This is a genomic window from Comamonas fluminis (genome assembly GCF_019186805.1).
Classification (GTDB): Bacteria; Pseudomonadota; Gammaproteobacteria; order Burkholderiales; family Burkholderiaceae_C; genus Comamonas; species Comamonas fluminis.
Genome location: NZ_CP066783.1, coordinates 4478724 through 4502851 on the forward strand (window position 1 = coordinate 4478724; position 24128 = coordinate 4502851).

A 24128-nucleotide genomic window follows, 5' to 3' on the forward strand; every position below is an offset into this window, starting at 1 on the left:
ACGCTTACACATCAAGCGCAAGCAGCTACATTTTTCATAGTACACATCTGTCGCACAGGCATATCCCAACCCAGGACACCGAGCAAGAGCCGCCCCGCGGCGAAGGTGTCGTCCCCTTTCCGAAGAGAAGGGGGAAGGCGCGGAGCCGCCTAGGCGAAGCGGCTCAGAGGGTTAACGTCCCAGATACACCTCAATCACCCGCTCATCCGCCTGCACCTGCGCCAGCGTTCCCTCGGCCAGCACCGATCCATCGCACAGCACGGTGACCTTTTCGCTGATGGTGTCGATAAAGCTCATGTCGTGCTCCACCACCATCAGCGAATGCTTGCCTTTGAGGCTCAGAAACAGCTCGGCCGTGCGCACGGTTTCTTCATCGGTCATGCCAGCCACGGGTTCGTCGAGCAGCAGCAGCTTGGGCTCTTGCACCAGCAGCATTCCGATCTCCAGCCATTGCTTCTGGCCGTGGCTCAGCAAGCCTGCCTGCCGCGTCACACTGCCGGCCAGGTGAATGGTGTGCAGCACCTCAGCGATGCGGTCCTTTTGCGCGCCGCTGAGCTTGAACAGCATGGAGGCCGCGATGCCCTTGTGCGTCTTGAGCGCCAGCTCCAGGTTTTCGAACACACTGAGCTCCTCGAACACCGTGGGCTTCTGGAACTTGCGGCCAATGCCCATGGCGGCAATCTCGGGCTCCTTGTAGCGCAGCAGATCAATGGTGGAGCCAAAGAACACTGTGCCGCTGTCGGGCCGCGTCTTGCCGGTGATGATGTCCATCATCGTGGTCTTGCCCGCGCCGTTGGGGCCAATGATGCAGCGCAGCTCGCCGGGTGCGATATCGAGATTCAAGCCGTTGATGGCCTTGAAGCCGTCAAAGCTCACATGCACGTCTTCGAGGTAAAGAATGCGGCCATGGGTCACATCTACTTCACCCGCTATCACAGGGCGCGCCAAACTGGCGCTGCGGCCACCCGATTCGGTGTGCAGCGCGGCTTCGCGCAGTTGATAGTCGGCCAGGCGCTGCGCGCCTTCCTGCATCAGATCCGGGGTCATGCGCGGGCTCCTTTCAAGGCAGCGGTGGCACCGCCCTCTTGCGTCATGGATTCGCCAACGGGGCTATGCACGGTTTTCGACTGAGCCTTGCGTTTTTCGCGCCAAGCGTGAAGCTGCTGCGGCAAGCGAATTAGGCCACCGGGCATGAACAGGGTCACGATGATGAACAGCGCGCCCAGCACATACAGCCAGTATTCGGGTGCAGCCACGGTGAGCCAACTTTTGCCCCCATTGACAGCAAACGCACCCATGATGGGGCCGACCAGTGAAGCACGACCTCCCACGGCCGTCCACACAGCCATTTCGATGGAATTGCCCACGCTCATTTCGCTGGGGTTGATGATGCCCACCTGCGGCACATAGAGAGCGCCGGCCAGACCGCACATCATGGCCGAGATGACCCAGATCGACAGCTTGTAAGGCAGCGGGTTGTAGCCGCAAAACATGGTGCGCGTTTCCGCATCACGCACGGCCTGCAGCACACGGCCGTATTTGCTGCGCACCAACCAGCGCGAAAACAGAAAGCAGCCCAGTAGCGCCAGCCCCGACAGCGCAAACAGCAGCACATGCATGGTTTGCGTGTTCAGCGAAAAGCCAAGCAGCGTCTTGAAACCCGTGAAGCCATTGTTGCCGCCAAAGCCCGTCTCATTGCGAAAGAACAGCAGCATGGCGGCATAGGTCAGCGCCTGGGTGATGATGGAGAAATACACACCCTTGATACGCGAGCGGAAGGCGAAATACCCAAACAGCCCGCCAATCAAACCCGGCACCAGAAACACCAGAACCACAGTGGCAACAAAGCTGCCGGACAGGGCCCAGTGCCATGGCAACGTTTTCCAGTCCAGAAAGCCCATGAAAGCTGGCAATGCATCGGGGCCTGCGGCCTCGCGCATCAGGTACATGCCCATCACATAGCCGCCCAGCGCAAAGAACAGGCCGTGCCCCAGGCTCAGAATGCCGGTGTAGCCCCAGATCAGGTCAATGGCCAGCGCACAGATGGCGTAGCACATGAACTTGCCCAGCAGGCCCACCATGTAGTCCGACAGATGCAGCGCGCTGCTTTCAGGCAACCACAGATTGAGCGCGGGAGCGACGGCGCAAATGACGATCAACGTCAACAGAAATGCTGTCCAGCCTTTGCCGCTAAGCAAGCGCTCTGGCGCAGGAAGTTGAAGCGTGGGATTTGTAGTCATAGGTCAGGCTTCCGCGCTGCGACCTTTCAGGGCGAAGATTCCCTGCGGACGCTTTTGAATAAACACCACGATGAACAGCAGCACGGCAATCTTGGCCAGTACAGCGCCCGTCCAGCCTTCGAGCAGCTTGGACAGCACACCCAGGCCCAGCGCCGCATAAACCGTGCCCGCGAGCTGACCCACGCCACCCAGCACCACCACCAGAAAACTGTCCACGATGTAGTTCTGCCCCAGATCCGGGCCCACATTGCCGATCTGACTCAGGGCGCAACCTGCAAGCCCTGCAATGCCAGAGCCCAGCGCAAATGCATAGGTGTCGGTACGTGCCGTGTTAACCCCCACGCAGGAAGCCATGGCGCGGTTTTGCGTGACGCCGCGCACAAACAGGCCCAGCCGCGTTCTGGCAATCATGAAGGCCACGCCTGCCAGCACGGCGAACGCAAACACGATGATGGCGATGCGGTTGTATGGCAGCGTGAGATTGGGCAGCAGCGCAACGCCGCCGCTCATCCAGCTGGGGTTTTCCACGCCCACGTTCTGCGCGCCAAACAGGCTGCGCACGGTTTGCTGCAACACCAGACTGATGCCGAAGGTGGCCAGCAAAGTCTCCAGCGGGCGACCGTAGAGGAAGCGAATCACGCCGCGCTCCAGAATCACCCCAACCAGTGCCGCGGCCAGAAAGGCGACAGGAATCGCCACCACCAGATACCAGCCAAAAACTGCCTCTGGCACAAAGCGCTGAAACAGCAGTTGCACCACATACGTGGCATAGGCGCCGATCATGATCAGCTCGCCATGGGCCATATTGATCACGCCCATCAAACCATAGGTGATGGCCAACCCCAGCGCAGCCAGCAGCAACACCGAGCCCAGACTGATGCCGCTGAAAATGGCGCCCAGCCTGTCGCCCCAGGCCAGGCCATCGGCAATACTGGCCAGTGCCGTCTTGATGGCTTTTTGCACGCCAGGGTCGGTCTCTTCGGACAGGCGCTGGTTCAGCAGAAGCTGTGTCTCCGGCGTCTGCTGATGCGAGAGCTGCTCCACCGCCTTCAGGCGCTGGGGCACATCGTCACTGCCCAGCAGGCTCGCCGCCATGCTGCGCTCCAGCAGGGCCTTGACCTGTTCATCTTTCTCGGTGGAAAGCGCTTTTTCCAGCAAAGGCAAACGCGATGCATCCGGCTCCAAAGCCAGTTGCTCTGCGGCTTTGCGGCGGGCCTGCACATCGCTGCTGCCCAGCGCCAGCGCGGCCTGTGCCGTGTCGATCACGGAGCGCAGATAGTTATTGCTGACCACTTCCTCGGCATCCGCAGGAAGTGTGACGGGCTGACCTGTCACCGGGTCGGTCGCCGCATCGCCACGCATCACATAGACCTTGCCCTGAGACACGCGCACCTCATCGCCGGAAAGGGCGCTGAGATATGCCGCCAGGCGGCCACCATCGGCCTGTGCATCCGGCGCCAGCACGGCCTGCTTGATGGCCAGCGCGCGTTGCTCTGCGTCATCTGCAGCAGCCATGGCATAGGCCTGTTCAGTTGTCAGTGCGTGACTGGCAAAGCTCATCAATGAGCCCAGCCCGGCGGCCAATGCCAGCTTCCATGACTTGCGCAGTATGTTCATAAGGAATCTCGGATATCTAACGCGGAAGCCCTTGCCAATAAAGCGCAAGCAGCTATCTTTTCAGGACTGGAGAGCCCACCAGACCTCTCCAGCCCATGGGCGGTGAATCAGGAGCTTTTGCCGTTAGGCTCGTCCTTTTTCTTGTCATTGCCTTCGATGAACGGGCTCCATGGCTGAGCCTTGATCGGGCCCTTGGTCTTCCACACCACGCTGAACTGGCCATCGGCCTTGATCTCGCCCACCATCACCGGCTTGTGCAGGTGGTGGTTCTTCTCATCCATCTTCACGGTGAAGCCATCAGGCGCCACAAAGGTCTGGCCCGCCATGGCGGCAATCACCTTGTCGGTGTCCGTGCTCTTGGCTTTTTCCACGGCCTGCTTCCACATATGAATGCCAATCCAGGTGGCTTCCATCGGGTCGTTGGTCAGTGGTTTGTCTTTGTGGCCTGCAATGTTCTTGGCCTTGGCGTAATCACTCCACTGCTTGATGAAAGCGCTGTTGGTGGGGTTCTTCACGCTCATGAAGTAGTTCCACGCCGCCAGATGGCCGACCAGTGGCTTGGTGTCCACGCCGCGCAGTTCTTCCTCGCCCACGCTGAAGGCCACCACGGGCACATCCTTGGCCTTCAAACCGGCGTTGCCCAGCTCTTTGTAGAAGGGCACGTTGGAGTCGCCGTTGATGGTGGAAATCACCGCCGTCTTGCCGCCGGTAGAGAACTTCTTCACATCGGCCACGATGGTCTGGTAATCGCTGTGACCGAAGGGGGTGTAGGTTTCCATGATGTCGGAATCCTTCACACCCTTGGACTTGAGGAAGGCACGCAGAATCTTGTTGGTGGTGCGCGGGTACACATAGTCGGTACCCAACAGTACAAAGCGCTTGGCAGCACCACCTTCCTTGCTCATCAGATATTCAACGGCCGGAATGGCTTGCTGGTTGGGCGCAGCACCCGTGTAGAACACGTTCTTGGAAAGCTCCTCACCCTCGTATTGCACGGGATAGAACAACAGGCCGTTGTTCTGCTCGAACACCGGCAACACGGACTTGCGCGAGACGCTGGTCCAGCAGCCGAACACCACAGCCACCTTGTCCTGGGTGATCAACTGCTTGGCCTTTTCGGCAAACAGCGGCCAGTTGGAAGCAGGGTCCACCACCACGGGCTCCAGCTTCTTGCCCAGCACGCCGCCCTTGGCGTTGATGTCGTCAATCGCCATCAGCACCGTATCCTTGAGCACAGTCTCGGAGATGGCCATGGTGCCCGAGAGGCTGTGCAGCACGCCCACCTTGATGGTGTCTGCAGCCAGCACCTGCGAGCACAGTCCAAGGCCCAATGCCATGGATGCAGCCAGAGTAGTTAGAGTTCCGCGACGATTCATTTCAGCACTCCCAGGAGGGTTTGTTCGATCACATTGACCGCAAAACCTCAACTGCAAGGACCGTGCCAAACCTGATTTGCAGAGGAGCACCGCCAAGAACCGGTGCAAGGCGCTGCCGATTTTTCCTCTTCGGTCAGCTCAATCGGCAATCACGCGAGCATAGAAATGCGCAGATAGCACCATTTCAGTGCAAAACACTCCATCAGCATGAGTCTTGAGCTATGCGAGTGCATGGCAGCGGAGTAAACGGGATCTCATGCACCGGGGGTCTTACGCAACCCCAGCTGCCTTCACACAAGCCGGAAGCGCCGCACTGCGCAGCTTGCCCGGATTGAGCAGATTGAAAGGGTCCATCTCGGCCTTGGTTTGCAGCAATGCAGGGTCAAGCTGATTGTTGACCTTGCCATCTTCGACCACATAGACATGCGGATTGTTGATTTGCACTCCATGCTTGCGATAGATGTCCATGATGGCGTTCAGGCGCTCTGGCGTGGTGAAACGCACCAACTCCAAGCCGCTGCAGTTGAATTGCCCCTCCTTGGTGCGCAAAAACTCCAGGTGAAACAGCACCTCATCGCCCAACTCGCTGCGCAGCGCCTGCAACTGCTCGGCAAAACGACCAGGGACATAGCCGGTTTGCAGATAGGTCAAGCTCTTATCAAGCTTGAGCGCATGCAAGGTGGTGTGATTCCAGCAATATTCAATCAGCGATTTATAGCCGGACACGGCCTGCTCTGCAGGCCATTTGCCACGCTCGCAATAGCTCAGCGTGCCGCCGTGCCTCTCCACCAGCAGTTGCATGGCTTCTTCGGCTTCTGGTGCCACCAGCACGATGACAGCGTGGCAATCCTTGGGCAGATGCTCGGCCAGGCTGGTGAAGTACGCAGGAATCGGCGCTGCCATCAGGCTTAGCTCTTTTTTGCGAATGCCAGGTGCATTGCCAATCTGCTGCGCAAACGCCAGCGCACCATCAAAGTCGGTGAAGGTCGCAATGCATTCTGTCCAATTGGTGGCCTCGGTCAGCGCCACTTCAATCTCCAGCACAATGCCAGTTGTGCCGTAGGTATGGTGCAAAAGCATGGCGTCAGCACCGCGCAGCTCCAGAATGCGCGGCTCGGACTCTACGGTCATCACACGCACGGCCAGCACATTGCCCGGCGCAGCCAGAGGACCGTAGGTGATGGAGCCAGCTCCGCCAAAGCCGCCGCCGAACAAACCACCCAAAGTGGCACTGCGATAAGTGGATGGCAGCCAACGTAGTTCCTGGCCGCGGGCTCTCGCCAATTGGTCAAAATCTGCCAAACGTATGCCAGCCTGCGCCCGTCCCACACTGCCGCGTACCCAGCACAGGCTGTTGTAGCCACTTAAATCCAGTATCACTCCGCCATGCAAAGGTGTGCTTTGGCCATAGTTGCCTGTACCGCTGCCGCGCACAGTGAGGGGAATGCCTTGGCGTGCGCAATGGGCAACAACATCCGCAATCTCGGCCTCGGTACGCGGGCGCACGGCGATATCACCACGCTTGCCATGCAATGCTTCTTTGAGCACCGGACTGAACCACGAAAAGTCTTGCGAGAGACGAGAGACTTTCATGCTGTCGGTAATCCAGTCCAGCGCTGGCAGAGCGCTTGGCAGTTGGCTGCTGGTTTGGGCAATCAGATGGCTTGTCATGGGATATTTCTCAAAATTTTGGATGAATTAAGCCCCATGTCTATCAATTAATTGGACATGTTGCTATCAAAACTGATGTTTCAGAACTTAGTCGTTAGCCGACTCGCTGGCATGCCAGCTACCCAGCGCTTTGCGTGTGCACCAGGCCATCAGCACAAACAGCGCGACGCCAGTCAGGGAGATCAGCAGCAGTGCAGCAAACATGCGCGGGATATTGAGCTGAAAGCCAGCTTGCAGAATCTGATACGCCAGACCTGCCCCCTGTCCGCCGGTGCCAGCCACAAACTCTGCCACGACCGCACCGATCAACGCGAGCCCGCAGGAGATACGCAGCCCGCCAAAGAAGTAAGGCAGAGCACTGGGGATACGCAAACGCTTGAGCACCTGCCAACGGCTGGCGCGGTTGAGCTTGAAGTAAGCCAGCAGGTCAGGCTCCACACTGCGCAAGCCCAGCGTTGTGTTGCTGATGATGGGAAACAAAGCCACCAGTGCCGCACAGATCACCATGGACAGCACAGGGTCCTTGACCCAGATGATGATGAGCGGCGCTACGGCCACAATCGGCGTAACCTGCAGCAGCACGGCATAGGGGAACAGAGCGGTTTCGATCAGCTTGCTTTGCACAAACAAAAAGCTGATCAGTACACCCGCCACCGTTGCCAGGCCAAAGGCCAGCAAAGTGATCTTGACGGTTACCCACAAGGACCAACCCAGCGGGGCCCAATCGATCACCAGGGTCTGCATCATCAGCACCGGTGATGGCACCAGATAAGGCGGCAACTCCAGAACCGTCACCAGCGCCTGCCAAATCAGCAGCAGGACCACGCCCACGAGGGAAGGCAGCAGTACACGCTGCACCTTTGGCTGCATCAACCAAGGCGTGCTTTGTTTCTTGGTCTTCGCAGACTTAGCAGATCGGCCGGTCGCGGAGGACTTAGCAGCGTCATCGGCCATAGAAGCCGGCAAAGTTGAAGAAGGTATGGCGCTCATGACAAGCTCTCCTCTTGCGATGCGCTGGCACGCAGCAAACTCGATTGAAGCTGCTGGGCGCGTTGATTGAACTCTGGGCTGACCATGAACTCGGCTGGGCGCGGGAAGGGCGCATCAATGCGGAACTCTTCCACCACGCGGCCTGGGCGCGCCGCCATCATCACCACACGGCTTGAGAGATAGACCGCCTCGTGAATCGAATGGGTCACAAACATCACCGTGAGCTTTTTCTTGTTCCACAGCTCCAGCAGCTCGGCATCAAGCTTATGGCGCGTGATTTCATCGAGTGCGCCGAAAGGCTCGTCCATCAGCAGCAGATCAGGCTCGGTCACCAAGCCGCGCGCAATCGAAACCCGCATTTGCATGCCACCCGATAGTTCACGCGGCAGGGCTTTGGCAAAGCGTGACAGCCCCACCAGCGCCAGCGCATCGTTCACGCGCGCATCAGCCTCTGCACGCGACACGCCCGCCAGATCCAGCGGCAGCCGCACATTGGTGTGCACATCGGACCAGGGCATCAGCGTGGGCTGCTGAAAAACGAAAGCCATCTTCTTGCCGCTCGCCTGCAACTGCTGCACCGGCTTGCGCCATAGCAGCAGCTTGCCATCGCTAGGCTCCAGCAGGCCCGCCACCATCTTGAGCAAGGTACTCTTGCCGCAGCCGGAAGGGCCCAGCAGCGTGACAAACTCACCTTCTTCAATGCGCAAATCAACGGGCAGCAGCGCCTGCGTGCCTCCGGGGTAGGTTTTCTCGGCAGACAGCACCTCGACGGCGGGAGTTGCTGTTGCCAGGGTTTCAGAGCCAGTCATAGCCACCTTTCACTATCGCAGCGGCTTGCGCCACCGCGTCATTCATCTACCCCCAATCAGGGCATAACCTTGATGTTCTGAATCAGGCTCAGGTTGTAGGCATCAGACTGCTTGACCTTGGCTGAGTCAATCAGTTTGGCCCTGACCAGAAAGTCGTAGCTGGCTTTGACACGTGCTTCTGTCATGGCTCCGATACCGAGCTTGCCGGCATCGCCACCGGTAACCATGCCCATCTCCTTGAGCTTGCCAACGCTATAAGCCAGCTGCTCGTCAGTCATATTGGGGTTGTCTTTTTTGATCAGCGCATTGCCGGGTGCAGGGTCTGCCAAATAGCTCTTCCAGCCTTCCATCGTGGCCTTCACAAACGATTCCACGGCCTTGTTGCGCTCCTTGATGGTCTTGTCCATGCAGGAGATGGTGGTCGCATAGGCCGGAAAGCCCTGGTCGCTGAACATCAGTGTGTTGGCCTTGACTCCAGCCTTTTGAATCGCAAACGGCTCCGAAGTCAGATAGCCTTGCTGGGCCGAGTTCTTGTCCACCAGAAAGGGCTGGATGTTGAAGGTGTAGGGACGGGTCTGCGCATCCGTAAAGCCATACTTGGCCTTGAGCCATGGCCAGTAGCCGCGCTGCGCAGAAGAAGCGATCAGGATGGTCTTACCCTTGAGGTCTTCAAATTTTTTCACGTCCTCATGCGCGATCAACACCTGCGGATCTTTCTGGAACACCGCAGCCACCGTGGTAACAGGCACACCACCTTCACGCATCTGCACCATCTGCAAATCACTGGACCCCATCACACAATCAGCTTGGCCTGCAGCCATCATCTGTGTGATATTGACCTGTGGCCCCCCCATCTTGATGCTGACATCCAGACCCGCTTTTTTGTACAAACCCGTTGCCAACGCTTGGTAGAAGCCGCCATGCTCAGCCTGGGCGTACCAGTTGGTCATATAGGTGAACTTCTCTTGAGCAAGGCTGATGTTGCTCAGGCCGCAGGCAAGCAGGGCCGCGCAGGCCAGAGGTTTGAGGTGTTTGGCAGTTTTCATCATGGCGCTTCTCCGTAAGGGTGGGTAAACAGTGAATTCGGTCTGAACAATCTCAGGCCAGAGCAGGCTCTACATGACCCTGGTGCTGGGCACGGCCCCAGGTGGCCTCTTCACGCGCTGCCCACTGCAGCTCGTGCAATTCAGTGATGGCAGCAGCCCAGCTCTTGGCCAGCGATTCCAGAATCTCCTGCCCCTGCTCTGCCGTGGCCGGCGTGGGGTCACCAATCACGCCGCTCGGACCAAAGTCACGCGCCGTCCAAGCGCAGGCGGGCCGACCATCGGGCGACAGCAGGCTTGATGGAAATGCGGGGGGATAGTTGATGACGGCACGCTCCATATGCACGGTCTCGGGTGCCAGAGCCAGCATCAAAGCGGTCTCGGCATGGCCAGCATGCATGGCCAGCTTCTTCTCCAGTGCAGACAAATACTGCCCTGCCACATGCGGCACGCGCCAGGTAAAACTGGGCACCACAATAAAGTCGCCATGGCGCAAACGCAGCTCGCGTGCGGCAATCTCCAAGACCTGTGGCTGACCGCCATGACCATTGACAAACAACAGCTTGCGAAAGCCCGCGCGGTACACGGACTCGCCAATCTCATTGATAGTGGCCAGCAAGGTCTCGCCAGTCAGCGTCACGGTTCCGGGGAAATGCAAATGCTCTTCGGACTTGCCATAGACGATGGGGGCCATGGCGAAAGCCGGCACATCGGCAGGCAAATGTGCGAGCGCATGGCCCACCACCCCTGCAGCAATGGTGGAGTCCACCGAGCACGGCAGATGTGGGCCGTGCTGCTCCATAGCGCCCACGGGCAGAACTATCACGGTGTTGGCCTTATCGGGCAGCTCAGCCACTTCTGTCCAGCTCAGGTAAGGAAGAAAGCGGTTGGCGGGGGTATATCCGTGCAGCATGGGGTTCTCCGGTATCAGTGATGGATGGCTGCTTTAACGCAGTGGCAGATAGGCCGAGGCTTCGACTTCGATCAGAATTTCTGGCGTGGGCAACATGGCCGAGACTTCCACCACCGTGGATGCCGGCGGCTCACCCGGGAAGAACAGCTTGCGCACACGGCTGTAGTGCGGAAAGTGATCCAGATTGCGGAAGTACTGCACCAGCTTGAAGACATCGCTCATCTGCCCGCCTGCGCTCTCTACCGTCTGGCGAATGCTGTCCAACACCGCCCAGCTTTGGGCGAGGATGGGGCCTTCCTTGATATCGGAGCTGAACTCGCCCGTGCGCCCCAGCAGCGTTGCAGCGTCTGCCGGAATGTCGTCATAGCCACGCACAATGCGCTTGGCAGCGGGGTCCACCGCAATCACGCCAGACAGAAAAATAAAGTCGCCTGCTCTGCGCCAGGCCGCATAGCGCGCCAGCGGTTGGGCAATGCCGGTGTTTGCGCTGCTCATGCGGCACTCCGTTCGATACAAGGGTTGAACCAGTTGGCCAGAGGCTCGCCATTGCCGACGCGGCCCGCGCGCAGTACCACGCGGCGCTGGGTACGGGATGGAAAGCCGCTGGCATTGGCTTGCGGGAAGATAATCAGATCTGCTACAGAGCCGGTTTGCAGCGGCATGGCACCTGCTTCGCGGCGCAACCAGTCGCTGCGGCAAACGCTATCGCTCCACAGATCAAACGCTGGATTGAGCTGTGCCGCCGCCACGCCTGTTGTCAGCGCGTCCAGCGGGTCAAAGCTGCCCAGCGGACAGAACGGGTCTTGCACGTTGTCACTGGCCACTAGCAGCGGTATGCCGCGTGTTCTGGCTTCTTTCACCAGCGTCAATCCACGCTGGCGCGGCGTGCTGCCGGTTTGCGCATCCTGCAGCAGTAGATTGGTCACCGGCAAGGTCACCATCGTGATGGGAACCTGCGCCACAGCATCCAGCGTGCGCAAAGCCTGCTCCAGCGGCTGCGCGGCCAGTGCACAGGTATGACCACAGACCACGCGACCTTCAAAGCTCAATTCCTTGAGCAAGGCCGCAGTCGTAGCAAGACCTTGGGCTGCAGGGTTGAGCTCTTCATCCACATGCAGGTCCACATCCAGATCATGTGCTTGCGCGGCTTCAAACAGATTGCGCAGGGCCGCGGCGCTCCAGTTCGTGGAATGCACAAAGCCGCCCAGCAAAGCGCCCGGGCCGCTGGCTGCCACCTGGGCCGCCAGCTTCATGGCCAGACTGCGGTCTTCATACAGATGAAGGGGGATGAGGCTGACGCGCTCCAACACCAGTTTGGCGGCCCATTCCTGCGCCAACTCCTTGAGCACATTCCAGGCTACCGGTTGGCCTTCTAGCTCCCACCAATCGCAATGGGTCCGTGCATGCGATACACCCGCTTCATAAGCCCATTGCAGGCCCAAGCCTGCACGGCGGCGCACATCGGTTGCCGTCCATTGGGCTTTGTCCACCATCATGGCGTCGATAGCGCCTAGCAAGCCAGGCTGCACCTCGCCCATGCGTTCCAGCGTGAAAGCCTTGTCCAGATGCAGATGCGCATCCACCATGCTTGGCAAGACCAGAGCGCCTTCCAGATCCCAAAGCTCTGACCCGACGGCACGCGGGTGTAATGCAGCCTCGGCCCTGATCGATGCAACACGGCCTGCAAGGATCTCGACGCGCACCAAAGCGTTTTCAGCAGCGATACCCAAGCCGGAGAACAACCAGCGCGGCAGGCGTGCATTGCAAAGTGTCAGATGTGGCGACATATGCATCTTCCTCAGGCAAAGCGGCGCATGGCCTGACCCACCCGCTCTTTAAACGCAGTCAGGCGCGGCGTCGTCGCCACATTCATGTGGTAATACGCGTGGTAGTCAATGCGCGCCTTGCCGCCCGTGAGAATGCGCAGATAGCGCTTGATGCATTTGCGTGGTGGATCGCCCATGAACAGAGCTGTCCAGCGCGGGCGGCCATAGGTCACCACTGCGGCGATGCGCTTGAGATGGGTCAGCGCAGGTTTGACGTTCTGCGGATCGCTGATGTCAAAAGCCACACCGGGCATGAGAACGCGGTCAAAAAAGCCTTTGAGCATGGCGGGCAGGCCAAAGCACCAAGTGGGAAAGCAGAACACCACAGCCTCGGCCCACAGCAGACGATCCACATATTTCTGTACGGGAATCTGGTTGTGCGGAACCTCGTGATAGCCCAAGCGTTCCTCACGTGACATCACGGGGTTAAATCCTTCGGCATACAGATCGCAGTCATCAACCTCATGCCCTGCCGCACGCAGTTGCTGCACCACTTCGGCATGCAACGCGGCCTGGTAGCTGGTTTCTACGGGATGAGAGAAGATCACAAGCACTCGCATCTTGTGCTCCTCTCACAGATCCAAAGTCAGCGTTGCATTGCGATTGCGCGCACAGCACAAAGCCACATGGGTGCGGCGCTCAGCTTCAGTCAGGCAGCTGTCGTGATGCTCAGGATCACCATCGACCCAGCGCGTTACGCAAGTGCCGCAAATACCTTGCTCGCACACGGTTTCGATCTCAACACCGGCCAGTTGCAGCACATCGGTGATGCTCTCGCCCGGCTCTACCGGCAGGCGCAGGCCCTGGCGTTGCAATATGAGTTCAAAGCCTTGCGCAGCACCATTTTCAGAAGGTGCTTCGAGTGTGTTCACAGCCGTGTTTTGCATGATTGACCATCCGATTTGATCGATTGGTCAAATTAAGCAAGCGCTGTGCCAGATCAACACGACAGGGAGAAGCTCTGGCTAGCGCGCAGCCTCCAGCCTGAACATGCACCAAGCCCGCGCGACCAAGCTTTAAACAACCCTCAAATTGGTGCCATTCCGCAGCCCAGCAGCACAGAATTGGTGAGCTCGCGCGCGATGTGTTCGCGGTCTATGGGCTGATCAATTTCCAGGCCCAACATCACCCTGGCCTGCACAGCGTAGTCGGCGTAATGCTGGGTCATGCCCCAGATCTGCATCAGCAGCACACGCGCATCGAGCTTGCGCATGCGACCCTGCTCCATCCACTCGCCCATCAGCTCAACTTTTTGCTGGGTCGATGCCAGCGCCAGCGGCCAGTATTTGTCCAGACGTGAACCACCACCCAGCACCTCGTTCGTGAAAATGCGCGACAGCTCGGGGTTGTCCAGCGCGTAATCAAGCTTACGCCGCACATAGTTGCCAATGATCTGGGCGGGATCATCAAGCGCGGGATCAAACGCAAACGCAGCCGACCAGCCTTCAAGCAATGCATAAAGCAGCTCGTCATACAAAGCCTGCTTGCTTTCTATGTAGTAGTGCAGCTGAGGTTTGGTGAGACCCGCACGCTCTGCAATCGCCTGCGTGGAAGCGCCTTTGAAGCCATGGCTGCTGAACTCTGCAATCGCAGCTTCGCGGATGGCGAGCTGAATCTGTTCTCGAGTACGACGAGCGACGGGTGTGGAATCAGTCATAAGGACGGAAAAAACTGCAGGAGCCGGCGGCATCCATCGCACAACCGGAATTGACATCAAGAATAACGGCTGTCACTCAATGCACGGCAAAGCGCAGCAAATATTCGTAGCTGTTCTCCGTGGTTTTGGCGTCGCCCTGCACCGCTTCACGCCAGATGGCCTGTAGCGTGTTATTGCCGGCCATTGGCGTCATCAAAGCAAGGCCTTGTGCATCCGTCATCGTCGGGGCTCCACTTTCACCCCAGGAAAGGCGCACGCCCGCCTGAGGCTTGCCATTGAGAAGAACCTGCAACCTAAGCGGCTGGCCTGCATGGGGTGCCAGGCCCTGCTGCGGCACCACCTCAAACATCTGGCCCAGCGGCTTTTGCAAGACAGCGCCCCACTGCACCACGGTCTTGTGAAATTTGCGCGCATGCACGCCGCGCACCGCACCGGGGTTCTTGTCCATGGGCAGGGGCAGCATCTCGCCCTCAGGCCTGGTGCTGCTGAAGTAGCCGTTGTCCAGCTCCACCGCAATCAGCGCGGCCCGTGTATCGGGCTTGACGCGTATGCCGCCCTTCACGGTTTTCACATCGCAAGCCACTTCACGCCCGCGCAGATCGTAAGCGTGCACGCGTTGCAACTTGGCGGGGTCAAAGGTTTCGGTCTTGCCTTCATGACCACCGAACTGCATGACATAGCCGCCACGTGCATCAGGCTCCAGCCAGACGTTATGGGCATGCACAGGATTGGCGCAAAGCAGCCATGCGGCAGCGGTGGTGCACAGAATACGCGCCACGATGTTCTGGCGGGTCAGAGAAAAAGACATGAAAGCTCCGGAAATCAAAGAGAAAACTGCAGGCCCAGTTGCAGGCTGCGCGGTGCGCCGGGCGCTACCAGACGCTGGCCATCAATCAAGGTGGTGGTGCTGGCATAGCGGGTGTCTGCCGCATTGCGCAGCCACAGGTTCAGGCTGGCATTGCGTGCCACGCTGGCGGGCAGGCGGTACTGAAGGCCCAGATCAAGCCAGTGGTAGCTGCCCGCCCATTCGGTATTGCTGGTATTGATAGGTGCGCGCCCCACATGGCGCAGCACGCCATGCACAGTGATGTCGCTGCGCGGCATCCAGCGCGCATGCAAGGTGCTGGCGTATTCAGGCACCGCCACCACACGCTGACCCAGCAGCGCCGCGTTGGCGTTCTGCGTCACTTCTGACCGGTTGCGGCCATACGCCCATTCAATATGCCAGGCGCGCCCAGGCAACCAGTGCAGCTGCAACTCCGCGCCCTTGCGCAGCGTTGCGCCCAGGTTTTCGTACTCACCAGGCGCGGTGTTGCGAATCTCCTGGCTGGAGGTGATGCGGTAGAGCGATGCATCCAGCAGCCACTGGCTGGATGGCTTCCACTGCACACCCAGCTCGGTCTGGCGAAAGATGTTGGCACGCAGCTCGCTGTTGCGCAGCGCGTATTTGGCAAAGTCGCTGGGCAGTGCAAAGCCTTGCGACCAGCTGGCACGTACTGCCGTCTGTGCATTGAGCTGGGCCAGCGCGCCCAGCTTGGGGCTGGCCTGGCTGCGGCCCGGCATGCGGTGGCACTCATCGCCCCCTGTCTCGGCACCCAGCAGGCGGCAACTGCCATCGAAGTGATCCCAGCGCAGCGCTGCCGAAGTCTGCAGCCAGCCCGTGGCCTGCCAGCTGCCTTGCCCATAAAGGGCGGTGTTGTTGAGCCGTGTGTTGCGGTCATCCAGCGCAGCAGCCGTGCGCTGGCGGTTGATCAGACCGTCCCAGTAACCGTAGTCGGTGGACTCGCGCACCTGCTCCAGCCCCAGCATCCAGTTCAGCTCGCGCGCGGCCAGCTGGCTTTTGCCATTCAGATTCAAGCCCGCGCCCAGCACGCTGCGGTCATAGCGCTCTTCGCGCTGCATCCAGCTGCCGCTGCGCGGGCGGGTGAACCAGCGCACAAAATCCTGCTGTGTGCCATACACAAAGCCCAGCAGGCGCGTGTTCGCATTCAGTGCGTACTGCGCATCCAGCCGCAGCGTGCCGAAGTGCTTGTGGGCCCCATCCCCTTGCACATGGCTGTCCTTGCCCTGCGCATCCTGGCGCCACTGCGCTTCGGTCAGATAGCTGGGCGAATCGCCACGCGCCTCATGCCAGCGCCCGGACAGCGAGATATCCAGCTTTTCATGCACATGGTGCTTCCAGGTGCCGCTGACGGTGCTGCGCTCAAAACCCGCGCTGGGACGTGTACCATCGCCCCGCGAATGCTGGGCAGCCAGATTGAGCTGATCGCCACCCGCCAGCTCGCGCCCCAGCGCGGCCTGCGTATCCCACAGGCCATACGATCCCGCGCTGACATCAAGGTCCGTGTAGTTGCCGCTGCGGCGCGTGCGCAGTTCCACCAGCCCCGCGCGGTTGTAGTTGCCCTGCAGCACAGACACCGGGCCGCGATAGACATTGACCTTGTCCAGCTCCAGCGGCACCACCACGTTCAGATCGAAATAGCCATCGGCGTGGGATGTGGCTTCGTTAAGCGCAATGCCATCCAGCGTGGCCGCCACATCACCGCCATGCCCGCCGCCCCCAAAGCCGCGCAGCACCAGCGCATTGGCCACGCCGCTGAGCTGGTAGTGGTGCACATGCATGCCGGGCACCTTGCTCCACAGCGACTCCACTTCCGCCCTGGGTTGCTCGCCCAGTTCATCACGCCCCAGCTCGGTGACCGAGAAAACGCGCTGCGCCTTATCCAGCGCCTCGCCTTTGACCTGCGCCAGCACCCTCACCTCAGGCAGCGCCGCAGCGGCCTCTTGCTCGCCCTGCGCCAGCGCCTGTCCCACCATCAGCCCCGTGCAGGCCAGGCTCAGCACCGCCCGCTTTGCCGCAACCCCCAGCGGCGGCTGGCCTCTTGTTTGTCGTTCCTGATTCATGCACCAGAAAGAGCAAGCTTCATGCCACACCAGCCGGTGTTACCCACCTGAATGCGCACCAAAAAGCGCCACAGCACCCAGCCTTGTCATGGCTTGGTGCGATTTTCCGTTCGGACTGCACCATCGCTGTGCATGCACTGAAACGATCCGCCAATGGCTCGCTGGCATAGCACTTGCTACATCTCAGTGCACAGACATTGAGTCAAACGCAATGGGACTGACTCCTCGCGTTCAGCCGCCGCAAACGGCTGCGCGAGCAAGCGACCTCAAAAGATGGAGTGAAACGCAATGGAACTGACTCCTCACGTTCAGCCGGCGCAGACGGCTGCGCGAGCAAGCGACTTCAAAAGATGGAGTGAAACGCAATGGAACTGACTCCTCGCGAAAAAGACAAGCTGCTGATCTTTACCGCAGCCCTGCTGGCCGAGCGCCGCATGGCGCGGGGGCTCAAGCTCAACTACCCCGAATCCATCGCGCTCATCAGCGCTTTTGTGATGGAAGGTGCTCGCGACGGCAAGACGGTGGCCCAGCTCATGAGCGAAGGCCGCAGCGTGCTGACCCGCGCCGATGTGATGGAAGGCATACCCGAGATGATTCCTGACATCCAGATCGAAGCCACCTTTCCCGACGGCACCAAGCTGGTCACCGTGCACGAGCCCATTGCCTGAATGCGCAGCAGCAACTTCAAACCTTTTAGCCCGCTAGCCCTTACACATCAAGCACAGACAGCTATGAAATTCAATAAATTCCTTGCCGCCACCACCGCTGCAGCAACAGCTCTGCCCCTGTCTGCATTCGCCCATGTAGGCGCCGATGGCGGTGCTGGCCACCACCATTTTCTGGACAGCCTGACGCATGCCTTTGCCCATCCGTTCACAGGCCTCGACCATCTGGCCGCCATGCTGGCCGTGGGCGCCTGGAGTGCGTTGACCGTCACGCCCGCCTGGCGTGCTCCTGCGGCCTTTGTCGCATTGCTGCTGGCCGGTGCGCTGGCAGGCTTTGCGGGCCTGTGGGTGCCAGGTGTGGAGCCGATGATTGCTGCCTCGGTGCTGGTGCTGGGCTTGCTGGTCGCGGTGCAAAAAAAGATGCCGTGGATTCTGGCTGCAGCACTGGCGGGCGTTTTTGCCTTCTTCCACGGCGCAGCCCACGGGTTTGAGCTGGCGGGCGATAGCGGCTGGGCCACCGTGGGTGCGCTGGTTGGCATTGCGCTGGGATCTGGCCTGCTGCACATCACCGGCATGGTGCTGGGCAAGGCGGTGATGCAGCGCCACCAATGGCTGGCCAAGCTCGGCGGCGCGGCCACGGCGGCGCTGGGTGCCGTCATGCTGATGCGTCTGGCCTGAACGGGAGCCGCACATGATTCCCGGTGAACTGCTTCTTGACGCGGGTGCGCACACCCTCAACCCCGGCCGCCGCACCGTGACGCTGGTGGTCAGCAACGCCAGCGACCGGCCCATCCAGGTCGGCTCGCACTACCACTTTGCCGAGACCAATGCCGGCCTGTCGTTTGACCGCCAAGCCGCTCACGGCATGCGCCTGAACATTGCCAGCGGCATGGCCGTGCGCTTTGAGCCGGGCCAGCAACGCACGGTGGAGCTGGTGGACATTGGCGGTGATCGACAAATCTACGGCTTTCGCGGCCTGGTTCAAGGAGCGCTCTGACATGGCAACCATGGACAAACGAGCCTACGCCGAAACCTTTGGCCCCACGGTGGGCGACCGCGTGCGCCTAGCCGACACCGAACTCATCGTTGAAGTCGAACAAGACTTCACGCTGGCCGCAGGCGGCTATGGCGAAGAGGTGAAGTTTGGCGGCGGCAAAACCATTCGCGATGGCATGGCGCAAAGCCAGCGATCGCGCGAACAAGGCGCCATGGACACGGTGCTGACCAACGCCCTCATCATCGACCACTGGGGCATCGTCAAAGCCGACATTGGCTTGCGAGGCGGGCGCATTGCCGCCATTGGCAAAGCGGGCAACCCCGACACGCAGCCGGGCGTGGACATCGTCATCGGCCCGGGCACCGAGATCATCAGCTGCGAGGGCAACATCGTCACCGCAGGCGGCATCGACACGCACATTCATTTCATCGCGCCGCAGCAGATTGAAGAAGCGCTGACCAGCGGCGTGACCACCATGATTGGCGGCGGCACCGGCCCGGCCACCGGCACCTTTGCCACCACCTGCACGCCCGGCCCCTGGAACATGGAACGCATGCTGCAGACGGCAGACGCCTTCCCCATGAACCTGGGCTTTCTGGGCAAGGGCAACGCCAGCCTGCCGCACGGCCTGCACGAGCAGATCAGCGCCGGCGCCATTGGCCTGAAGCTGCATGAGGACTGGGGCAGCACGCCAGCGGCCATCAGCAACTGCCTGGATGTGGCGGAAGAGACCGACACGCAAGTCGCCATCCACACCGACACGCTCAACGAGAGCGGCTTTGTGGAAGACACTGTGGCCGCCTTCAAGGGCCGCACCATCCACACCTTCCACACCGAAGGCGCGGGCGGCGGCCATGCGCCCGATATTTTGAAAGTGGTGGGCGAGGCGAACGTGCTGCCCAGCTCCACCAACCCCACGCGCCCCTACACCATCAACACGCTGGACGAGCATGTGGACATGCTGATGGTGTGCCACCACCTGGATGCGGGCATTGCCGAAGACCTGGCCTTTGCCGAAAGCCGCATCCGCAAGGAGACGATTGCGGCCGAAGACATCCTGCACGACATCGGCGCGATCAGCATGTTCAGCTCGGACAGCCAAGCCATGGGCCGTGTGGGCGAGGTGATCCTGCGCACCTGGCAGACCGCGCACAAGATGAAGCTGCAGCGCGGCCCATTGCCCGGTGACAGTGCGCGCCACGACAACTTTCGCATCAAGCGCTACATCGCCAAATACACCATCAACCCGGCCATTGCCCACGGCATCAGCCACGAGGTGGGCAGCATCGAAGTGGGCAAATGGGCTGACATCGTGATCTGGAAGCCCGCCTTTTTTGGTGTGAAACCGGCCTGCATTCTGAAGGGCGGCTTCATCGCCATGGCGGCCATGGGCGACCCCAACGCCAGCATTCCCACGCCGCAGCCCGTGCACTACCGGCCCATGTTTGGCGCCTTTGGCGGTGCCATCGCCAAGACATCGCTGACCTTTGTGTCGCAAGCTGGTCTGGCGGCGGACATTGGCCAGCGCTTTGGCCTGCACAAAACGCTGTCCGCCGTCAAAGGCATTCGCAGCGTGAAGAAGCAGCACATGATTCACAACGACCTGGCGCCGCACATGGAGGTGGACGCCCAGACCTACGCCGTGCGCGCCAATGGCGACCTGCTGACCTGCGAGCCCGCAGTCAGCCTGCCCATGGCGCAGCGCTACTTTTTGTTCTGAGCGGAATTGAGCGAAAACGCGGTGTCCGGATGCTGAATGCCTTTGCTCTCAAACCACTGCAGCCAGTCGCTGACTTCCAGCACTGGTGCAGTGCCCACGGTGGTAGGCAAGGCTTCATAGACCAGCACCGTCATCATCTGCTGACCACCCTGCACCAGCGCCACCGGCAATGTCAGCAGACGCTTGGTGTACTCGCCCATGTCCTCGGGCCACAGCCCCTCAATGCGGTCCATGGCCTGCTCCAGCGCGGCGTCCATGGCATAGACCTCGGCCAGCACGGGCTGCCTGCCCTCAAGGCGCAGCCCGGGGTACCAGCCAAGGTCGTGCAGAGTGCCTGTCAGCTCGGTTTTGCCCAGACAGACAGTGCCGTGCTGCAGCCTGGCAATATCGTTCACGCCACCTGCACGCAAAGTGCCGTAGACCGCCACATAGGCCGCGCCGCAGGATTTCCAGCCCGTCGAAGATTCTTTTTCCATCACCGCATCCAGAGAGTTTTTCAACAGTTTGGCTGCAGCAAAAAGCACGCCAGCCTGTTGAATGATCTGCGAAGCACGCTCCTTTTTTGATTGCCCATGCTGACTGCCAACAAACTGCTGCCTCAGGGCCAAGGCCTTTCTACCGCACTGCTCAAGCGTGCCGCCACCATTGAGCTGGACTGGGATGTGCGCCAGAAATCACGCTTCGCCACCACCGACAGCCAGGGGCGCGAGCTGGCCATTTTTCTGCCACGCGGTCAGGCCGTGCGCGGGGGCGATGTGCTGGTGGCTGAAGATGGCTCGCTGATTCGCGTGCTGGCCGCACCGCAAAAAGTGCTGTGCATTTCGGCCTGCGCAGTGCATGGCACGCCGTTTGATCTGATGCGCGCCGCCTACCATCTGGGCAACCGCCATGTGCCCATCGAGCTGCAGCCCGACCATCTGAAGATCGAACCCGACCATGTGCTGGCCGACATGCTGCGCAGCATGCATATGACGGTGGTGGAGGCCGACTTGCCGTTCGAGCCCGAAGGCGGTGCCTATGGTGGCCATGTCACCAATGATGGGCACAGCCGCCATCACCACGGCCATGGACACGCGCATGACCACGACCACACGCATTCCCACGGTCACCCCCATGAGCACTGAACCCAGCCTGGCCCTGAATCAGCACAGCTTTCTGCAGCTGATGTGGCTGGCTTCGCCCGCGTTGCCGATTGGTGGTTTTTCATACTCCGAAGGACTGGAAGCTGCCATCAATGCTGCGCTGGTCACTACAGAAACAGAAGCAGGCAACTGGCTGGTGCAGCAGCTGCACCTGACCCAGTCGCGTGGCGATATGGCGGTGATTGCGCAGGCAGCAGTGGCCTGGCAGAAGAACGAGCTGCCACGCATTGCAGCGCTCAACCAATGGGTGCGCACCACGCGCGAGACCAGTGAGCTGCGGCTGCAGACCGAGCAAATGGGCCGCTCTCTGACCGAATGGCTGCGCAACCGCTATGCCGGCGAAGCTGCGCACCACACATCCATTGAGTGGCTGGCCCAGCAAGATGCCAGCTACCCCATTGCCTTCTCGTTTGCAGCCCACTGCACCGGCGCTGCGGCACGCGATGCGCTGCTGGCCTATGCCTTTGGCTGGGCCGAAAACATGGTGCAGGCCGCCATCAAGGCTGTGCCACTGGGCCAAAGCGCAGGCCAGCGCATTCTGGCGCGCCTGACCGCCGACATTCCGCAAGCCGTGGAATATGCACTGGCCTTGCCAGACCACGCACGGCAAGCTTTTTCGCCCATGCTGGCCATTCTTTCGGCCCAGCATGAACATCAATACTCACGCCTTTTCCGATCATGAGCACTGCACTGCACCACATCCCCAACCGCACCAAAAAGCTGCCGCCGCTGCGCGTGGGCATTGGCGGCCCCGTGGGCTCGGGCAAAACCACGATTCTTGAAATGCTGTGCAAGGCCATGCGCGAAAAGTGGGACCTGATCGCCATTACCAACGACATCTACACCAAGGAAGACCAGCGCCTCCTGACCATCAGCGGCGCGCTGCCTGCCGAGCGCATCATGGGCGTGGAAACCGGCGGCTGCCCGCACACCGCCATCCGCGAAGATGCTTCCATCAACCTGGAAGCCATTGACCGCATGCTCAAGGAATTCCCCGACGCCGACATCGTGTTCATCGAATCCGGTGGCGACAACCTGGCCGCCACCTTCAGCCCCGAGCTTTCAGACCTGACCATCTATGTGATCGACGTGGCCGCGGGTGAGAAGATTCCGCGCAAAGGCGGGCCAGGCATCACCAAAAGCGACCTGTTTGTCATCAACAAGACCGATCTGGCCCCGCATGTGGGCGCCAATCTGGACATCATGCGCAGCGACACCATCAAGCAGCGCACCACACCCAAAGGGCTCAAGCCTTTTGTGATGACCAACCTCAAGACGCTGGACGGTCTGGACGAAGTGGTGGCATTCATCGAAAAGCAGGGCTTGCTGGCCGCCTGAACGCCAGATTTCAGACGAAAAAAAGCCGCCTCAGACGGCGGCTGTTTCTCACCAGTGCGGAATTACTGGTTTGCCAGATCCAGATGGAACTCACGGGCTTCCTGGATGAATTCGATCAGGGAATTGATGGCTTGGCGCATGATGAACTTTCTATGAACTCAAGAGATGCACTTCAAGCGATGGACAGTACGCATCTCAAGCACTGTCATTCGCGGGCAGTCACCGCAGTGAAGCACCCTAGGGTTAACCCTTGAATCTAAGTATAAACCACTAGTTGTTTTTTGCAAAGCGCCATATTGCGCTGAAATGGCAACAGCCTTCATCTTCCTGCAACAGGGCTGCAATTTGCACCGCCAAACGCAGCAATTTCGCGCATTTTTGCGGGATTCCTTCACTCAAATCGTCATGAATCCGCAGCGATTCGCTGACGCGATGCCTGGTTTATGCGCAGGCTGCTACGCTATGGGCTGTTAACAATTCAGAGAAGCCAGCGACTGCTGCTGGCTGGCGGAAAGCGGAAATGGTGTGTGATCGAGGTTTGCTGCAGATGACCAGGGCTCTGGGTCGTCCCATGAATGCCATCATCCAGCCAGGCAGCCCCTGCTGCGCCCTTGCCAGCATTGCGCAGGAGGTCGCATGAGTACCTCCAGGCTCTCTGACTCCAGCCGCCCCGCCGCATGGCACATCACCTCTATGAACCCGGCCGAGGCCCCCTGGCCCTTGCTGCTGCTGGCTGATCCTTCGCGTGAAAAGGTCAAGCGCTATTTGCCGCGCTGCGTCTGCTATGCGGCGCGTCAGACGGCTCAGTTCACACCCAGCGGGCTAGGTGCACTCATCGGTGTCTGCGCCTTGCAGCCGCCCCAGGATGAACAAGCCCAGTGGGAGCTGATGAACATGGCCGTCTCCCCCGCCTGGCAGCGCAATGGCATTGGCTCTGCCTTGCTGCACCACGCCATTCGAGAGCTGCGCAAGCGTGGCGTTCAGCAGCTGGAGGTGGGCACGGGCAGCTTTGGCGATCAGCTGCTGTTCTACCAGCGCCTGGGCTTTCGCGTCAGCCGCATCGACCACGACTTCTACCTGCGCAACTACACGACACCGCTGTGGGAGCGGGGCGTGCAGCTCAAGGACATGATTCGTCTGACGCTGGCGCTATGAACAACTCCTGATTTGATAGCTATCAGCGCTTTTATTGACTGGACTGCTGGCTGTTTGAGTCCATA

Annotated in this window: 25 protein-coding genes; 8 read left to right on the forward strand and 17 right to left on the reverse strand. The window is 60.2% G+C overall.

Features of this window, described 5'->3' with window-relative positions; translation table 11 throughout:
- Positions 1 to 171: 171 nt before the first annotated feature.
- From urtD to JDW18_RS20780, 16 genes are all read right to left on the reverse strand, one after another.
- Positions 172 to 1047 carry an urea ABC transporter ATP-binding protein UrtD gene (urtD, locus tag JDW18_RS20705; protein ID WP_218241480.1) on the reverse strand — a complete coding sequence of 292 codons (876 nt, stop codon included), beginning with the start codon at positions 1045 to 1047 and terminating at the stop codon, positions 172 to 174.
- Complete coding sequence (gene urtC, locus JDW18_RS20710) at positions 1044 to 2240, reverse strand: urea ABC transporter permease subunit UrtC (RefSeq protein WP_218241481.1); 1197 nt, start codon at positions 2238 to 2240, stop codon at positions 1044 to 1046. Before urtC ends, urtD begins: the two co-directional genes overlap by 4 nt.
- A gap of 3 nt (positions 2241 to 2243) precedes the next feature.
- The gene (gene urtB / locus JDW18_RS20715) at positions 2244 to 3857 is read right to left on the reverse strand and encodes an urea ABC transporter permease subunit UrtB (RefSeq protein WP_218241482.1); all 1614 of its coding nucleotides are present in this window, start codon (positions 3855 to 3857) and stop codon (positions 2244 to 2246) included.
- Positions 3858 to 3964: 107 nt separating this feature from the next.
- Positions 3965 to 5233, reverse strand: coding sequence for an urea ABC transporter substrate-binding protein (gene urtA, locus JDW18_RS20720; protein ID WP_218241483.1), 1269 nt, complete (start codon positions 5231 to 5233; stop codon positions 3965 to 3967).
- Between the two features lie 270 nt (positions 5234 to 5503).
- Complete coding sequence (locus JDW18_RS20725; RefSeq protein WP_218241484.1) at positions 5504 to 6904, reverse strand: FAD-binding oxidoreductase; 1401 nt, start codon at positions 6902 to 6904, stop codon at positions 5504 to 5506.
- Between the two features lie 87 nt (positions 6905 to 6991).
- Complete coding sequence (locus JDW18_RS20730) at positions 6992 to 7774, reverse strand: ABC transporter permease (RefSeq protein WP_246610581.1); 783 nt, start codon at positions 7772 to 7774, stop codon at positions 6992 to 6994.
- A gap of 116 nt (positions 7775 to 7890) precedes the next feature.
- Complete coding sequence (locus JDW18_RS20735) at positions 7891 to 8703, reverse strand: ABC transporter ATP-binding protein (protein ID WP_218241486.1); 813 nt, start codon at positions 8701 to 8703, stop codon at positions 7891 to 7893.
- A 56-nt stretch (positions 8704 to 8759) separates the two neighbouring features.
- Positions 8760 to 9752 carry an ABC transporter substrate-binding protein gene (locus JDW18_RS20740; protein ID WP_218241487.1) on the reverse strand — a complete coding sequence of 331 codons (993 nt, stop codon included), beginning with the start codon at positions 9750 to 9752 and terminating at the stop codon, positions 8760 to 8762.
- 49 nt (positions 9753 to 9801) lie between these two features.
- On the reverse strand, positions 9802 to 10659 hold the full coding sequence (locus JDW18_RS20745; protein ID WP_218241488.1) for a creatininase family protein: 858 nt from the start codon (positions 10657 to 10659) through the stop codon (positions 9802 to 9804).
- 33 nt (positions 10660 to 10692) lie between these two features.
- Positions 10693 to 11154, reverse strand: coding sequence for a RidA family protein (locus tag JDW18_RS20750; protein ID WP_218241489.1), 462 nt, complete (start codon positions 11152 to 11154; stop codon positions 10693 to 10695).
- On the reverse strand, positions 11151 to 12446 hold the full coding sequence (locus JDW18_RS20755) for an amidohydrolase family protein (protein ID WP_218241490.1): 1296 nt from the start codon (positions 12444 to 12446) through the stop codon (positions 11151 to 11153). The genes JDW18_RS20750 and JDW18_RS20755 overlap by 4 nt, the downstream gene beginning before the upstream one ends.
- Before the next feature lie 11 nt (positions 12447 to 12457).
- Complete coding sequence (locus tag JDW18_RS20760; RefSeq protein ID WP_218241491.1) at positions 12458 to 13045, reverse strand: NAD(P)H-dependent oxidoreductase; 588 nt, start codon at positions 13043 to 13045, stop codon at positions 12458 to 12460.
- 12 nt (positions 13046 to 13057) lie between these two features.
- Positions 13058 to 13372, reverse strand: coding sequence for a 2Fe-2S iron-sulfur cluster-binding protein (locus tag JDW18_RS20765; protein WP_218241492.1), 315 nt, complete (start codon positions 13370 to 13372; stop codon positions 13058 to 13060).
- Positions 13373 to 13512: 140 nt separating this feature from the next.
- A complete protein-coding gene (locus JDW18_RS20770; RefSeq protein ID WP_218241493.1) occupies positions 13513 to 14142 on the reverse strand; it encodes a TetR family transcriptional regulator C-terminal domain-containing protein in 630 nt (209 codons plus the stop codon).
- Positions 14143 to 14218: 76 nt separating this feature from the next.
- Positions 14219 to 14950 carry a DUF4198 domain-containing protein gene (locus JDW18_RS20775; protein ID WP_218241494.1) on the reverse strand — a complete coding sequence of 244 codons (732 nt, stop codon included), beginning with the start codon at positions 14948 to 14950 and terminating at the stop codon, positions 14219 to 14221.
- 14 nt (positions 14951 to 14964) lie between these two features.
- Complete coding sequence (locus tag JDW18_RS20780; RefSeq protein ID WP_246610141.1) at positions 14965 to 17046, reverse strand: TonB-dependent receptor; 2082 nt, start codon at positions 17044 to 17046, stop codon at positions 14965 to 14967.
- 365 nt (positions 17047 to 17411) lie between these two features.
- On the opposite strand from JDW18_RS20780, the gene JDW18_RS20785 reads away from it, so the two are divergent.
- The 4 genes from JDW18_RS20785 to ureC all read left to right on the forward strand — a co-directional run bounded on the left by JDW18_RS20785 (position 17412) and on the right by ureC (position 20428).
- Positions 17412 to 17714 (forward strand): urease subunit gamma, encoded by a 303-nt coding sequence (locus JDW18_RS20785; RefSeq protein ID WP_218241495.1) that lies wholly within the window; start codon positions 17412 to 17414, stop codon positions 17712 to 17714.
- Between the two features lie 63 nt (positions 17715 to 17777).
- A complete protein-coding gene (locus JDW18_RS20790) occupies positions 17778 to 18389 on the forward strand; it encodes a HupE/UreJ family protein (RefSeq protein ID WP_218241496.1) in 612 nt (203 codons plus the stop codon).
- Positions 18390 to 18402: 13 nt separating this feature from the next.
- A complete protein-coding gene (locus JDW18_RS20795; RefSeq protein WP_218241497.1) occupies positions 18403 to 18708 on the forward strand; it encodes an urease subunit beta in 306 nt (101 codons plus the stop codon).
- Between the two features lies 1 nt (position 18709).
- Positions 18710 to 20428, forward strand: a complete 1719-nt coding sequence (gene ureC, locus JDW18_RS20800) for an urease subunit alpha (RefSeq protein ID WP_218241498.1) — start codon at positions 18710 to 18712, stop codon at positions 20426 to 20428.
- On the opposite strand, the gene JDW18_RS20805 is transcribed toward ureC, so the two are convergent.
- Positions 20413 to 20928 (reverse strand): gamma-glutamylcyclotransferase family protein, encoded by a 516-nt coding sequence (locus tag JDW18_RS20805; RefSeq protein ID WP_246610143.1) that lies wholly within the window; start codon positions 20926 to 20928, stop codon positions 20413 to 20415. The genes ureC and JDW18_RS20805 overlap by 16 nt on opposite strands.
- A gap of 72 nt (positions 20929 to 21000) precedes the next feature.
- On the opposite strand from JDW18_RS20805, the gene ureE reads away from it, so the two are divergent.
- From ureE to JDW18_RS20825, 4 genes are all read left to right on the forward strand, one after another.
- A complete protein-coding gene (gene ureE, locus JDW18_RS20810) occupies positions 21001 to 21552 on the forward strand; it encodes an urease accessory protein UreE (RefSeq protein ID WP_218241499.1) in 552 nt (183 codons plus the stop codon).
- A complete protein-coding gene (locus tag JDW18_RS20815) occupies positions 21506 to 22252 on the forward strand; it encodes an urease accessory protein UreF (protein WP_425514755.1) in 747 nt (248 codons plus the stop codon). Before ureE ends, JDW18_RS20815 begins: the two co-directional genes overlap by 47 nt.
- On the forward strand, positions 22249 to 22908 hold the full coding sequence (gene ureG, locus JDW18_RS20820) for an urease accessory protein UreG (RefSeq protein WP_218241500.1): 660 nt from the start codon (positions 22249 to 22251) through the stop codon (positions 22906 to 22908). Before JDW18_RS20815 ends, ureG begins: the two co-directional genes overlap by 4 nt.
- Positions 22909 to 23544: 636 nt before the next feature.
- A complete protein-coding gene (locus tag JDW18_RS20825; RefSeq protein ID WP_218241501.1) occupies positions 23545 to 24063 on the forward strand; it encodes a GNAT family N-acetyltransferase in 519 nt (172 codons plus the stop codon).
- The last annotated feature ends 65 nt before the right edge of the window (positions 24064 to 24128 follow it).